This is a genomic window from Streptomyces sp. R28 (assembly GCF_041052385.1).
Lineage (GTDB): Bacteria > Actinomycetota > Actinomycetes > Streptomycetales > Streptomycetaceae > Streptomyces.
In genome coordinates this window covers 8,348,157-8,361,650 of record NZ_CP163439.1, presented here as the reverse complement: position 1 = coordinate 8,361,650, position 13,494 = coordinate 8,348,157, and the positions used below count along the sequence as shown (strand labels likewise).

Below are 13,494 nucleotides of genomic sequence, written 5' to 3'. Positions count from 1 at the left end.
CTTCCGGCGCCCGGTACCGCATCATCCGGGGGACAACCCCCGGCCCCCCGGCCGACCTCGCCTCACCGCAATTGATCAGGCAAGCCCCGCAACCAACTCCGCCACGGACTTCCGGCGCCCGGTGTAGAACGGCACCTCTTCGCGGACGTGCATCCGGGCCTCGGAAGCCCGCAGGTGGCGCATGAGGTCGACGATGCGGTAGAGCTCATCGGCCTCGAAGGCGAGGAGCCACTCGTAGTCGCCCAGCGAGAACGAGGCGACCGTGTTGGCGCGCACGTCCGGGTAGCCGCGGGCCATCTTGCCGTGGTCGGCGAGCATACGGCGGCGGTCCTCGTCGGGCAGCAGGTACCAGTCGTAGGAGCGCACGAAGGGGTAGACGCTGACATAGTCGCGCGGCGTCTCGTCGGCGAGGAACGCCGGGATGTGCGAGCGGTTGAACTCGGCGGGGCGGTGCAGCGCCATGTTCGACCAGACCGGCTCCAGGGCGCGGCCCAGCCTGGTGCGGCGGAAGAGGTTGTACGCCTCCTGCAGCTGGTCGCTGGTCTCGGCGTGCCACCAGATCATGACGTCGGCGTCGGCGCGCAGGCCGGACACGTCGTACGTGCCGCGGATCGTCACGTCCTTGGCGGCGAGCTGGTCGAACAGCTCCTGGACCTCGTCGGCGTAGCCCGCGCGGTCCTCGGGGAGCACGTCCTTCAGCTTGAAGACGGACCAGAGGGTGTAGCGGATGACCTCGTTGAGGTCCTTGGCCAGCTTGCCCTTGTTCGGGATCCTGCCGGACTCGGTGGTGGGGGCGTCGTCACTCATGTCCCTTATTCTCCCGCTCCTCCGTGCAGACTCTGCACCGGGTGGGCGGTGAGCTCCTCCACACCGCGCAGATCGCCGGCCAGCTGGTCGACGGCGGCGTACGCGCTCGCGATGCACGCCGGGATGCCCACGCCGTCGTACTGCGCGCCGCACACGGCGAGGCCCGGCACCTCGGCGACGTGCTCGCGGATGCGGGCCACGCGCGCGTGGTGGCCGACCGGGTACTGGGGCAGGCCGTCGGTCCAGCGGGTGACGCGGGTTTCGAGGGGGGCCGCGTCGAGGCCGGTGGCTTCCCCGAGGTCGCGCCGGGAGACCTCGACGAGGTGGTCGTCGGCGTGTCGGAGGATCTCCGTCTCGCCGTACCGCCCGACGGACGTGCGCAGGACGACCACGTCCGGGTTCTCGTCGGCGATCCAGCCCCACTTCTGGGAGGCGAACGTCGACGCCTTGATGGTGCGCCCGTCGACCGGCGGCACGAGGAAGCCGCTGCCGGCGGGCAGGTCGGTGTCGGAGCGGCGGTAGGCGAGGGTGACCAGGGCCATGGAGGCGTACTCGATGCCGGCCAGCTCGGTGGCGGCCTCGGGGGCCTCGGCGCGCAGGAGGGTCGCGGCGGCCGGGGCGGGTACGGCGACGACGACCGCGTCGGCGTGCAGCACACGGTCACCGGCGACGACTCGCCAGCCGGCGGGCGCCTCGCGGCGCAGCTCCGTCACCGGCGCCCCGGTCACGATCTCGCCGCCCCGCGCGCGCACCGACCGCGCGACCGCGAGCGGGAGCTGGCCCACGCCGCCCTCGAGGCCCATGAACACCGGCCCGGTCTGCTGGTTTGCGGCGGCCTTGGCCTGGATCTCGCGGACCGCCTCCGTCAGGGAGTCGTGCGTCCGCGCGGCCTGGTAGAGCTGCGGGACGGCCGAGCGCATCGAGATGCGGTACGCGTCGCCCGCGTAGACGCCGCCCAGCAGGGGCTCGACCAGGCGGTCGACGACCTCGCGGCCGAGGCGGGCCGCCACGTACTCGCCGACCGCCACGTCGTCCCCGACCTCGGTGCGGGGCAGGTCGGCGTCGCGCTCGATGCGGGCCAGGCCCTCGTCGGACAGGACGCCAAAGAGGGCGGACGCGGTGCCGGGGACGCCCATCACATGCCCCTTGGGCATGGGGCGCAGGGCACCGCGGGTCCAGATCGAGGCGGTCGCGGTGGCGGGCGGCTGGAGGTGCTCGTCGAGGCCCACCTCGCGGGCGAGGGCGACGGCCTCGGGGCGGCGGGCCAGCATCGACTCGGCGCCGAAGTCCACGCGCGCACCGGCGATCTCGCCGGGCAGCAGCTTGCCGCCGACCCGGTCCGACGCCTCCAGGACGGTGACCTGCCGTCCGGCGTCCAGCAGCCGGTGGGCCGCCGCGAGCCCCGCGATGCCGCCTCCGATGACAACGACCCGGCCCGTGCCCGTACGAGTCTCCACTTCGCGCATGTCCACAGCCTCTCAGACCCCACTGACATCCCGTCCGCGCCCCGGTGTCCTTCACGAGTCCCGACCGTGACCGCATCGGGACCGTTTCCCGCCAACGTTCCGCCGGACCCCGGCGTCGAAGAAGCATCAGTCGTCACGACGACCCCCGGGGGGACGCCCACATGCGCGCACGACGCTCCGCACGATCCGTACGACCAGTCCAGGCCCTGGCCGGCCTCCTGCTGGCCGCGACCCTCGCGCTCACCGGCTGCAGCGGCGCTGCGGACGACTCGGCCTCCGGCAGCAACGCCGGGGGCGAGGCCGCCCTGGCGGACTCCAAGGCAGGTGCGCAGGAGGGCGCCCCGGGCAGCGGCTCCCGCGCCGCCGAGGCGAGCGCGGCGCCCAAGGTCACCGCGAGCCACATCATCCGTACGGCCTCGCTGACCGTGCAGGTCAAGGACGTACCGAAGGCCCTGGACGAGGCCCGCGCCACCACCGAGAACGCGGGCGGCTACGTCGGCAACGAGACCACCACACGGGACGAGGAGGGCCACGAGCACACCCGCGTCGTCCTGCGCGTGCCCGTGGACCGGTACGCGGAGGTCCTCACGGACCTGGAGGGCGCCGGCAAGCTGATCGAGCGCAGCGCGAAGGCGCAGGACGTCACCGATCAGGTCGTCGACGTGGAGAGCCGCATCAAGTCGCAGCGCGCCAGCGTGGCCCGGATCCGCGAGCTGATGGACCAGGCGACCAAGCTCAGCGACGTGGTCACGCTGGAGGGCGAACTGAGCTCCCGTCAGGCCGACCTGGAGTCGCTGCTCGCCCAGCAGGCGTCCCTGAAGGACCGCACCAGCCTCGCCACCATCACCCTCTCCCTGTCCGAGACGCCGGTGAAGAAGAAGGCCGCGAAGGACGACGACCCGGGCTTCCTGGACGCGCTCGGGGGCGGGTGGGGCGCGTTCGTGACGATGCTGCGCTGGCTCGCGGTGGCGTTCGGCGCCGTGCTGCCCTTCGCCGCGGTGGCCGCGCTGATCGTGCTGGTGTGGCTGAAGGTCCTGCGCCCCCGGCTGCCCCGCCGGCCGGCCGCCGCGCCCGCGACGACCGCGCTGGGCCCGCTGCCGACGGCCCGCCCGGCACCGACGCCCACGCGCGCGGGGGACGGGCGTGGCGCCGAACAGGGCGGCGAGCAGGACTGAAATGCCCGGCACTCGTAGCGTGTTCGCATGAACATGAGCGCTTTGAGGGGTGTGTCGGGTACGCGGGAGCGACTGGTCGTGATCGGAGGCGACGCCGCGGGAATGTCCGCGGCGTCGCAGGCACGGCGCCTCAAGAGCGCCGAGGAGCTGGAGATCGTGGCGTTCGAACGCGGCCACTTCACCTCCTACTCGGCCTGCGGGATCCCGTACTGGGTGGGCGGCGACGTCCCCGACCGCGACCAGCTGATCGCCCGTACGGCCGAGGAGCACCGCGCGCGGGACATCGACCTGCGCATGCGGACGGAGGTCACGGAGATCGACGTGGCCGACGGCCGGGTACGCGCGCGTGACGTCGATTCCGGGGCCGAGTCCTGGACGTCGTACGACAAGCTCGTGATCGCGACCGGCGCCCGCCCGATCCGCCCCGACATGCCGGGCGCGGACGCCCCCGGCGTGCACGGCGTGCAGACCCTCGACGACGGCCAGGCCCTCATCGACACACTGGCACGCACGCGTGGGCGCCGAGCGGTCGTCGTGGGCGCCGGCTACATCGGCGTGGAGATGGCCGAGGCGCTCATCAACCGCGGCTACGAGGTGACGGTCGTCAACCGCGGCAGCGAGCCCATGTCGACGCTCGACCCGGACATGGGCCGCCTGGTGCACGAGGCCATGGAGGGCCTGGGCATCACGATGGTCAACGACGCCGAGGTGACCAAGATCCTCACGGGCGGGGACGGCCGCGTCCGCGCGGTGGTCACGGAGGCCGCCGAGTACCCCGCGGACGTGGTCGTCCTCGGCATCGGCGTACGCCCGGAGACCACGCTCGCGCGAGCCGCCGGCCTCCCCCTCGGCAACCACGGCGGCCTCCTGACCGACCTGGCCATGCGCGTGCGCGGCCACGAGAACATCTGGGCGGGCGGCGACTGCGTCGAGGTCCTCGACCTGGTCTCCGGCCAGGAACGCCACATCGCCCTCGGCACCCACGCCAACAAACACGGCCAGGTCATCGGCACGAACGCCGCCGGCGACTACGCCACCTTCCCCGGCGTAGTCGGCACGGCCGTCAGCAAGGTCTGCGACCTGGAGATCGCCCGCACGGGCCTGCGCGAGAAGGACGCGCGCAGGGCGGGCCTGCAGTACGTCACGGCGACGATCGAGTCCACCAGCAGGGCGGGCTACTACCCGAGCGCGTCGATGATGACGGTCAAGATGCTCGCCGAACGCCGCACGGGCCGCCTGCTGGGTGTGCAGATCGTGGGGAGGGAGGGCGCGGGCAAGCGGGTGGACATCGCGGCGGTCGCACTGACAGCGGGGATGACGGTGGAACAGATGGTGTCCCTGGACCTGGGTTACGCGCCTCCGTTCTCACCGGTGTGGGACCCGGTGCTGGTGGCAGCCAGGAAGGCGGCGAAGGCAGTGAACGCCGGCCCCTCATAACAGGCGGCGCGAGCAACGCCCCGAGGGGCGCGGGGCTGTGTCCATATGCGGGCTCCGCCGCGTGGGCGCGACCAGCCACGACAAACCCGCGGCCGCCGAACCACCCGCACCCCTGCGGCGCTCAAGCGGATCCGTTGATCCTCTCGATGGCCTGCCGAGCCTGCTCCGCCGGCGGCCGCGAAGGCAACGACGACACCGACGCACTCACACTCGGCGGCATGGCGGCAGCCGGCTGCTCCCCCGCCGGCTTCGCATGCGCGGCCCCCGGCCGAGCCGACCGCAACCGATGACTCACCGCCTCGTCCAGCGTCACGGGCCGCTGCATCTGCGAAGCAAGCCGTCCCGCCTCCTGCCCCAGCCGGGCCACGTCCTCCCACGGCAGCCGCACCACCACGGCGATCTCGGCCTCCCCGTCGGGCAACGCGTGCATCGCAGGAGTAACTCGGTCGTTCATCGCCTGTTCCTCACGTAGTCCCCGCGACCCGCCTTCCCTGTGCCGCGGGCGGTTGCCGAGTCATACGCACACGGCGCCCACCACGTTCACCTGCGCGCCGCACGTATTCGCCGCACCTGTCCTGGGCAGATATCTGTCGTGGTCATCCCCGTCCATGACGTGAACCCGGTGCGCCGCACCCCTTGGGTGACATACGCGCTGATCGCCGCGAACGTCCTCGTGTTCCTGTCCACGCCCGGCATAGCCGGCTCCGTGGCCGGTGAGAGCAGTCTGGCGCAGCTGTGCCATCTGCACGCGTTCCTGGACCATTACGCGGCGGTGCCAAGGGAGTTGATCCACGACCAGCTGCCGAGAGTGGTCCCCACGGGCGAGGTCGCCATGGGCACCCAGGGCCCCGGCTGTGTCATCGGCGCGCCGGAGTACGACAAGTCCCCGGTGCTGTCCGTCGTCACCGCGATATTCCTGCACGGCAGCTGGCTGCACCTGCTGGGCAACATGCTCTTCCTGCTGATCTTCGGCAACAACATCGAGGACCGCATGGGCCATGTGCGGTACGTGCTCTTCTACGTCGTCTGCGGCTACGCGGCGTCGTACGGCTTCGCGATCCTCAACGACGACTCCGCCGAGCCGTTGATCGGCGCGTCCGGGGCCATCGCGGGCGTACTGGGCGCCTATCTCGTGCTGTATCCGAAGGCGAGGGTGTGGGTCCTCGTGCCGTTCCTGATCTTCCTGCCGCTGCGGCTGCCGGCCTGGCTGGTGCTCGGCTTCTGGTTCGTGCTGCAGGCGGTGTACTCGTCCGGCGAGGGCGTCTCCGACGCGGGCACCGTGGCGTACGCGGCGCACATCGTGGGCTTCCTCGCGGGCATGGCGCTCGCCTGGCCGCTCAAACCGGGAACACCGCCGCCACCGGAACCACGCGGCCTGCTGTTCGGCAGGCGGGCGCGGCCCCGGCAGACATGGTGAGCGCTTCTTACCGGGCCGTCCGCGTGTGGACGTACTCGACGAGCCGGGTCAGCGCGTCCGGGTCGGTGGACGGCATGACGCCGTGGCCGAGGTTGAAGACGTGGCCCTCCAGGCCGGCCGCGGCGTCGAGCACCTCGCGGGTCTTGGTCTCGACCGCCTCGGGGGTGGCGAACAGAACGGTCGGGTCGAGATTGCCCTGGAGCGCCTTGCCGGGGCCGACGCGGCGGGCGGCCTCGTCCAGCGGGACACGCCAGTCGACGCCGACTACGTCCGCGCCGGCCTCGCCCATGAGCTTCAGCAGCTCACCGGTGCCGACGCCGAAGTGGATGCGCGGGACGCCGTACCCGGCGACCGCCTGGAAGACCTTGGCCGAGTGGGGCATCACCGAGCGCCGGTAGTCGGCGGGGGCGAGGGAGCCGACCCAGGAGTCGAAGAGCTGGACCGCGGAGGCGCCGGCCTCGATCTGGACCTTGAGGAAGGCGGCCGTGATGTCGGCGAGGCGGTCGAGCAGGTCGGCCCAGAGCTCGGGGTCGCCGTACATCATCGCCTTGGCGTTCTCGTACGTGCGGGACGGGCCGCCCTCGACGAGGTAGCTCGCAAGGGTGAAAGGTGCGCCGGCGAAACCGATGAGCGGGGTGGCGCCGAGCTCGCGGGTGAGCAGGCCGATGGCCTCCGTGACGTACGAGACGTCCTCGGGGGTGAGATCGCGCAGCTGGGCCAGGTCGGCGCGGGTGCGGATCGGGTTCTCGACGACCGGGCCGACGCCGGGCTTGATGTCGAGGTCGATACCGATGGCCTTGAGCGGGACGACGATGTCGCTGAAGTAGATCGCCGCGTCCACGTCGTGCCTGCGCACGGGCTGCAGGGTGATCTCGGTGACCAGCTCGGGCCGCATGCACGACTCGAGCATCGGGATGCCCTCGCGCACCTTGCGGTACTCCGGCAGGGAGCGCCCGGCCTGCCGCATGAACCACACGGGCGTGTGCGGCACGGGTTCGCGCCTGCACGCCTTGAGGAAGGCGGAGTCGTACGTGGCTGTCGGCGGCGTCTGGTTGGCACTCACGGGGGCAAGTCTCGCACGGCCGCGCGGGGCCCGGCGTTGGGGTTGCCGTGTTGTCCGGGTGTCTCTCCCTGCACGAAGCCCCCGTTCCCCTTAATCTTCCCGGCATGGCTGCGGCTCAGGAACGACTGTCGGACGGCGCTGGCGGAATGGACGACGCAAAGGACGCCAAGGAGGGCGACTTGGACGGGAGCAGTACGGTTCCGCCGCCCTTCCGGGCTGCCGTCGACGCGCTCAGGGCCGCGCGGCTGCGGCCGCAGATCGAGGTCGAGCAGACCAAGGCGCCCCAGCGCCTGGCTCCGTACGCGTACGCGCTGGAGGCCGCCGTCGTCGACGGTGACCAGGACCTGGCCGACGGCCGCCTGGTGCTGCTGCACGACCCGGCGGGGCACGACGCCTGGCGGGGTTCCTTCCGGCTGGTGACCCTGGTGCGCGCGGAGCTGGAGCCGGAGATGGCCGCCGACCCGCTGCTGCCCGAGGTGTGCTGGTCCTGGCTGACCGGTGCGCTCCAGGCGCGCGGGCTGTCGTACGGCGAGCCGAGCGGCACCGTCACGCGCGCGAGCTCGCACTACTTCGGCGGCCTGTCCGAGCGCCCGGCGGCCTCGCAGATCGAGATCCGCGCCTCCTGGACGCCCCGCGAGGGCCTGGGCGGCGTTCCGGACACGGGGGCCCATCTGGCGTCCTGGTGCGACCTGCTGGCCCAGGTCGCGGGCCTGCCCCCGGCGGGGCCGGGAGACGCGTCGGTGGTGACGCTGCCGCAGCGCCGCGATCCGCAGTCCCGCTGACCGGCCCTTGCTCGATCCCCGCCCGCTCGAACCGCCACACGCTTGACCATCACTTTGTCGATACGGCCACTTTCGGTCAGCGAAGGCTCTAGATCGAGCCAATTCGCTCTACGAACGATCGACCGTGTGTCTGAATTGCCCCGATTGTTACTCACTAAATCGTGATCTTTCTCTAAAGGGCCATGGGTTTGGTGCCGAAGACGACTGTGACCTTGAAAGCCGTCCCCGCACCCAGGAGGCCTGGTGTCCGTTCTCCTCGAGCAGCCCGCAAGCCTGGTCGCCTACCGCCCGAACAAGCCGACCGCCATGGTGGTCGTGGCCGATCCCCGCGTTCGCTCCACCGTGACCCGACATCTCTGGGCCCTCGGTGTGCGCGACGTCATCGAGGCCTCGTCCATCGCGGAGGCTCGTCCCCGCATCGGCAACCCCCGCGACATCTGTGTCGCCGACGTCCACCTGCCCGACGGTTCCGGCCTCACCCTCCTGTCGGAGACCCGCGCCGCGGGCTGGCCCAACGGCCTCGCCCTCTCCGCCGCCGACGACATCGGCGCTGTGCGCAACGCCCTCGCCGGCGGCGTGAAGGGTTACGTCGTCACCGGCACCCGCACCAACGTCGGGCTCCCCACCCGGCCTGGTGCCGCCCCCATCGGCGCCGCCGCCGCCCGTATGCACCGTCGCCACCCGGGTGCCCCGAGCCACCCGGGCGGCTACCGCGAGCTGTCCGGTCGCGAGGTCGAGGTGCTGCGGCTGGTGGCGGAGGGCCAGTCGAACAAGGCGATCGGCGTCTCGATGGGCCTGTCCGCCCTGACCGTCAAGAGCCACCTCGCCCGTATCGCCCGCAAGCTGGGCACCGGTGACCGCGCCGGCATGGTCGCCGTGGCCCTGCGAACCGGAATCATCCACTGACATCCGCCCACGACATCCGCCGCAACCCTTCGAGTCCCGCCGCACTCCCTTGAGCTCTTGATCATTCACTGACGTGAACGGGATCGGCCGCTGATCCCGCCCGCGTCCCCTCTCTGTCGTGGACCGGACTTTCAGCTGGCTGACTGGTTTACGACCCTCAGGCGCCCGCCGACGGAACGTTCCGTCGGCGGGCGCTGTCCATGCGCGGAAGCCCTTGATCCGGCCGGCCGAGACGGAAGGCGAGTGAAGATCACTCGCGGGCCCGAGCGGGAGGATGTGAAGATCCGTCAGGCGGGCAGTCCGGGCTGATAGACAGTCGCACCGACGAGCGTCATTTTCCGACCCTCGTGGTCCTCTCGCCCCGAACGGAGCCCGTTATGCCCAAGTCCTCCTCTTCCTTGGCCTCCTGGAGCCTCGCCGCCGCGGCCGCCGCCGCGCTGCTGGTGGGCTGCTCCGCGGAGGCCAAGCTGCCCAAGGAGGAGGTGGCGGACGCGGTGGCCGAGAAGCTCGCCGCGCAGACAGGCCAGCCGAAGCCGGACGTCACCTGCCCCGAGGACCTCGTCGGCAAGGTCGGTACCTCGTTGCGCTGCAAGCTCACCGCGAGCGACGGCACCAGCATCGGCGTGACCACCAAGGTCACCTCCGTCGACGGCAGCACGATCAACTACGACATCAAGGTCGACGAGAAGGCCTCCTGAGCCAGGCCGGGCCCCGCTTCCCGGGCCGCCGTTCTCGGCGATCACACGTGCGCCGGCAAGGGGACCACCGGCATCGAACTCCGCGTCCCCCGGCCCGCGCTCCGGGTGTACTCCTGCTTCCCCCCGTGGACGAGCCAGGGCACGCCGACGAAGAACCCGCCCACCACCAGCAGCACCCCGCGCATGACAAGCGCCTCGACCCATCCGTCAAAACGTCCCCACTTCGGCGATGTGACACCTTCACCCGCACGACCACCTGCCGGGCCGGCGACTTCGGCTCGGTACAGCCCAAGGAAGCCAGGGGCTGCCGTTCCGGCGCGCGCGGGGGAAATGTGTGACCGCGAGGTGCGGATTGTGATGGAGCACCAGGGGGGTGGGCCCGCAGTGGGGCCTCGGGGGATGCTGGCACCATGAGTGGAGCGGAAGCAGTCCTGGTCCTGGTGTGGTGGAGCGGCGTCGCGGCGCTCGCGGTGTGGGCGGTCCGGCGCAAGGCCCGCAAGAAACGTACGGAACAGGAGGGGTACGCCCGGCTCCAGTCGTTCGCCGAGAGCCGCGGGTGGACCTACGAGGAGGGCGTGCCGAGCCTCGTCGACGCCTACCAGGGGGCCGAGCCGCTCCCGGACAAGGCCAGCAACGTCATGGGGGACAACGTCGTCAGCGGCATTTACCGCGGATTCGGCTTCCGCGCCTTCGAGTACCGCTATTACAACAAGGACATCGACTCGGAGACGACGCAAGTCATCGCCCACTCCGTCTGGGCCCTGAATCTGGGCATGGAGGTTCCGGACCTGCGGATCTACCGCGACGGCTGGTTCGACACCTTCTATCGAGGAAGGGCCATGGAGGTGGGAATCCCCCAGCTCGACAAGGACTTCCACATCGTCTCCCGCGACGAGGAGCGCGCCCGGCCCGTCCTGCTCGACGGCCTGGCGGAGTTCCTCACCTCCGACCCTCGCGCCCTGGAGATGCCGCTCCGGCTCCACGACGGTCAGCTGATCACCTCGCGTTCGCGGACCAAGCTGAGCAGTGAGACGTTCGACGAGCCCCTTGAGTATCTCGTCGATGCCGCGGGCCACTTGGGATCCCTGTCACCCGCCCAGCCTCCGCAGGCGCCGTAAGGCCGTCCCGAGGCACCGGATGCGGTCGCGCTATGAAGCTTCCCGGTAGGAATCATGTGAGGTCCGGGGCCGGTGTCGCCGCGTCTTTGCCTTTGGTAGACCCTCTTTACGTTCTCAACAATCAGGGTGCGGACGCGCGTTCGCGCCCTCTTGGACGTAGAGGGGGGAGCGGATGGGCCAGTTCGATGTCGAGCCGTCCGAGCTGCGGTCGGCTTCCAAGAAGATCAAGGACTCCGTGGGCCGGAGCGACAAGGTGAAGCTCGACGAACTCGGGGACTCCGGCGGCGACTTCGGCCACGGCGACGCGGCCAAGGAGTTCGGCCAGCTGATGGCCACCTGGACGGAGGCCATCAAGAGCCCGATGAAGGAGGACGGGGAGAACTCGGCGGCCAAGCTGGACGAGAACGCCGCGTCCTACGAGCGCGCCGAGCAGGAGTCCCAGAACCACTTCACCGGGCCCGCGGTCGCCGGCCCGAGCTACTGACGGGGAAGCAATGGCACAACTTGGCTCCACTCGGGACCCACGCGCACTCATCCCGGGAAACCCGTCGAAGCTCACAGGCGACGCGGACAAGCTCGACGGTCATGCGAAGACCCTCGACGGCATCGGGGACGAACTCGGCTCCGTCCGTATTCCCAGCTGGCACGGACAGGCCAGCGATGCCTTCTGGGAGGACTTCTCGGGCCAGAAGCAGAAGTGGTACCGCGGCTCGGACGCGCTGGGCGCGGCCGCCGGGGCGCTGCGGGACTACGCCAGGGCCCTCCAGTGGGCCCAGGGGCAGGCGGAAGAGGCCATCCGGCTGTACGACGGGGGCGACGAGAGCGGCGGCGAGCAGCTGCTGGAGTCGGCGCGCGCCCATGTCGAGGCGGAGGGCGACGCGGCGGCCAAGAAGTTCAAGGCGCAGGGCGGCGAGGGCGACAACGCGCCCGACTGGCTCTTCTGGGCCTCCGAAGCGGCGCAGGACGACACAGGCGCGACGTCCAAGCAACTCTTCGAGCTGGAACGGGCACGCGACCCACGGACCATCAGGACCTGGGGCGACCACAAGAACATGACGCAGCAGGAGAGGGAGGCCCTGCGCGAGGGCAAGGGTCCGGGCGTCACCGTGGCCGGCCCGTCCGTCACCGCCGACGCCAAGGTCTGGGGCGCCGAGGCCAAGGGCCGCGGTGAGTTCGCGGGCGGCGAGGTCTCCGGCAAGGCCGGCGTCAACCTCCTCGGTGTCGACGCCTCCGCCGGTGTGGGCCTCGTGGACGGGAACGCCACCGCACAGGCATCCGGCAAGGCCTACCTCGCCCAGGCCACCGCCGAGGGCAAGTACGGGGTCGGTTATTTCGAGGCCTCCGGCAAGGGCGAGGCGTACGTGGGCGCCGAGGCCGGCGTCAAGGGCTCCATCGGCACGGACGGTGTCCACGTCGGCGCCGAGGCCTTCGCCGGTGCCAAGGCCACCGCGGAGGGACATGCCTCCGTCGCCGGTGTCGGCGTCGGTGGCACGGCGGAGGCGTGGGCCGGCGCCGGTGCCGAGGCCCACTTCGACGCGGGCATGAAGGACGGCAAGATCGTCATCGGCGGCGACGTCGGCGTAGCCCTCGGTGTCGGTGGCAAGCTCGGTGGCCAGATCGAGATCGACCCGGGCAAGGTCACCGACGCGGCCGGCGACGCGGTCGATGCGATCGGGGACTGGTTCGACTGACCGCCACGGGGCGGCCCCGCCCGGGCCTCCCCGCCGCCGCCCCTTCCCCGTCCCCCTCCCGTCCCCTCTCCCCGTCGCTTCCCGTACCGTCGGAAGCCGTACCGCAAGGAGTTGATCCACCATGCCGGGCACACTTCCGGTGCCGCTCGAAATCGAGCTCCCGCAGGGCTGGCAGTCCGCGCCCCCGGACGAGGTCGGCGCCCCGCACGCCGCCTTCGTCGCACTGCACATGGCCTCCAAGGGCCAGGGCTTCATGCCGAACATCACGGTCACCGGCCACACCCTCGAAGGCTCGTCCAGCCTGCACGGACTCGCCGAGGAGTCGGTGCGGCGGCTGCGCCAGAACGTCGGCGCCGTCGACGTCGTCAAGCGCACCGAGGTGGGCACCTCGCCGGCGCCGGGCCTCATCGACGCCCCGGGCATCGTGCAGAACCTGCGCATCCAGGCCACCGTCAACGGACAGCCGATGGAGCTCGCGCAGAGCCAGTTCATCCTGGTGCTGGAGAACGAGCAGCGGCGCGGTGAACGCGCCGAGATCGAGATCGCGCTGACGGCGAGGACGAGCCAGCTCCAGGACGTCCTGGAGGACTACCAGGCCTTCATCTCCGCCCTCCGCCCGGCCACCCCCACCCCGGAGGGCTAGAGGCGGGCCTGACGCCGGGACACGGACCGACCCCGGTCCCCCGTCGTCCATGTCGCGGGCGGTGTCGAGCGGACGGATGCCGCCTGCGAGTCCTCGAACGGACGGCAGGTGCCATGCGGAGCCTGCTGAGGCCGTTGAGCAGCAAGCCGGGCCCGCGGCGGCACGGGGCGTCACGTGGAGTCGAAAGCCCCCCATGCCGAGAGCCCCTGCATGTCGAGAGCCCCTGCATGTCGAGGGCCCCTGCATATCTTCTTCGGGGTGGTGATGGGCTGCTTTCGGAGGATTCCGGCT

Annotated in this window: 15 protein-coding genes; 10 read left to right on the top strand and 5 right to left on the bottom strand. The window is 71.2% G+C overall.

The window, feature by feature from the left end; all coding sequences use genetic code 11:
• Nucleotides 1-75: 75 nt before the first annotated feature.
• A complete protein-coding gene (hemQ, locus tag AB5J49_RS36635; protein ID WP_369173140.1) occupies nucleotides 76-807 on the bottom strand; it encodes a hydrogen peroxide-dependent heme synthase in 732 nt (243 codons plus the stop codon).
• Nucleotides 808-812: 5 nt separating this feature from the next.
• On the bottom strand, nucleotides 813-2,273 hold the full coding sequence (gene hemG, locus AB5J49_RS36630; RefSeq protein ID WP_369173139.1) for a protoporphyrinogen oxidase: 1,461 nt from the start codon (nucleotides 2,271-2,273) through the stop codon (nucleotides 813-815).
• A 161-nt stretch (nucleotides 2,274-2,434) separates the two neighbouring features.
• Here hemG and AB5J49_RS36625 point away from each other — a divergent pair, with 161 nt between their 5' ends.
• Nucleotides 2,435-3,448 (top strand): DUF4349 domain-containing protein, encoded by a 1,014-nt coding sequence (locus AB5J49_RS36625; RefSeq protein WP_369173138.1) that lies wholly within the window; start codon nucleotides 2,435-2,437, stop codon nucleotides 3,446-3,448.
• A 27-nt stretch (nucleotides 3,449-3,475) separates the two neighbouring features.
• Complete coding sequence (locus AB5J49_RS36620) at nucleotides 3,476-4,885, top strand: FAD-dependent oxidoreductase (protein WP_369173137.1); 1,410 nt, start codon at nucleotides 3,476-3,478, stop codon at nucleotides 4,883-4,885.
• Between the two features lie 121 nt (nucleotides 4,886-5,006).
• Here AB5J49_RS36620 and AB5J49_RS36615 read toward each other — a convergent pair whose 3' ends face one another.
• The gene (locus AB5J49_RS36615) at nucleotides 5,007-5,339 is read right to left on the bottom strand and encodes a hypothetical protein (protein ID WP_369173136.1); all 333 of its coding nucleotides are present in this window, start codon (nucleotides 5,337-5,339) and stop codon (nucleotides 5,007-5,009) included.
• Between the two features lie 138 nt (nucleotides 5,340-5,477).
• Here AB5J49_RS36615 and AB5J49_RS36610 point away from each other — a divergent pair, with 138 nt between their 5' ends.
• Complete coding sequence (locus tag AB5J49_RS36610) at nucleotides 5,478-6,302, top strand: rhomboid family intramembrane serine protease (RefSeq protein ID WP_369173135.1); 825 nt, start codon at nucleotides 5,478-5,480, stop codon at nucleotides 6,300-6,302.
• Nucleotides 6,303-6,309: 7 nt separating this feature from the next.
• Here AB5J49_RS36610 and hemE read toward each other — a convergent pair whose 3' ends face one another.
• Entirely contained in the window at nucleotides 6,310-7,365 is a 1,056-nt protein-coding gene (gene hemE / locus AB5J49_RS36605; RefSeq protein ID WP_369173134.1) for a uroporphyrinogen decarboxylase, read from the bottom strand.
• Between the two features lie 104 nt (nucleotides 7,366-7,469).
• On the opposite strand from hemE, the gene AB5J49_RS36600 reads away from it, so the two are divergent.
• The 3 genes from AB5J49_RS36600 to AB5J49_RS36590 all read left to right on the top strand — a co-directional run bounded on the left by AB5J49_RS36600 (nucleotide 7,470) and on the right by AB5J49_RS36590 (nucleotide 9,751).
• A complete protein-coding gene (locus AB5J49_RS36600; protein WP_369173133.1) occupies nucleotides 7,470-8,147 on the top strand; it encodes a DUF3000 domain-containing protein in 678 nt (225 codons plus the stop codon).
• Between the two features lie 243 nt (nucleotides 8,148-8,390).
• A complete protein-coding gene (locus AB5J49_RS36595) occupies nucleotides 8,391-9,053 on the top strand; it encodes a response regulator transcription factor (protein ID WP_003997051.1) in 663 nt (220 codons plus the stop codon).
• A gap of 377 nt (nucleotides 9,054-9,430) precedes the next feature.
• Nucleotides 9,431-9,751: a DUF4333 domain-containing protein gene (locus AB5J49_RS36590; RefSeq protein WP_369173132.1), complete on the top strand. Its 321-nt coding sequence runs from the start codon at nucleotides 9,431-9,433 to the stop codon at nucleotides 9,749-9,751.
• A 41-nt stretch (nucleotides 9,752-9,792) separates the two neighbouring features.
• Here AB5J49_RS36590 and AB5J49_RS36585 read toward each other — a convergent pair whose 3' ends face one another.
• Entirely contained in the window at nucleotides 9,793-9,936 is a 144-nt protein-coding gene (locus AB5J49_RS36585) for a hypothetical protein (RefSeq protein ID WP_369173131.1), read from the bottom strand.
• Between the two features lie 225 nt (nucleotides 9,937-10,161).
• Between AB5J49_RS36585 and AB5J49_RS36580 the strand changes: the two genes are divergently transcribed.
• The 4 genes from AB5J49_RS36580 to AB5J49_RS36565 all read left to right on the top strand — a co-directional run bounded on the left by AB5J49_RS36580 (nucleotide 10,162) and on the right by AB5J49_RS36565 (nucleotide 13,203).
• On the top strand, nucleotides 10,162-10,869 hold the full coding sequence (locus AB5J49_RS36580; RefSeq protein WP_369173130.1) for a hypothetical protein: 708 nt from the start codon (nucleotides 10,162-10,164) through the stop codon (nucleotides 10,867-10,869).
• Nucleotides 10,870-11,041: 172 nt separating this feature from the next.
• Nucleotides 11,042-11,353 (top strand): WXG100 family type VII secretion target, encoded by a 312-nt coding sequence (locus AB5J49_RS36575; protein ID WP_369173129.1) that lies wholly within the window; start codon nucleotides 11,042-11,044, stop codon nucleotides 11,351-11,353.
• A gap of 10 nt (nucleotides 11,354-11,363) precedes the next feature.
• Nucleotides 11,364-12,560: a putative T7SS-secreted protein gene (locus AB5J49_RS36570; RefSeq protein ID WP_369173128.1), complete on the top strand. Its 1,197-nt coding sequence runs from the start codon at nucleotides 11,364-11,366 to the stop codon at nucleotides 12,558-12,560.
• A gap of 121 nt (nucleotides 12,561-12,681) precedes the next feature.
• A complete protein-coding gene (locus AB5J49_RS36565; protein ID WP_369173127.1) occupies nucleotides 12,682-13,203 on the top strand; it encodes a hypothetical protein in 522 nt (173 codons plus the stop codon).
• Nucleotides 13,204-13,494 lie beyond the last annotated feature (291 nt).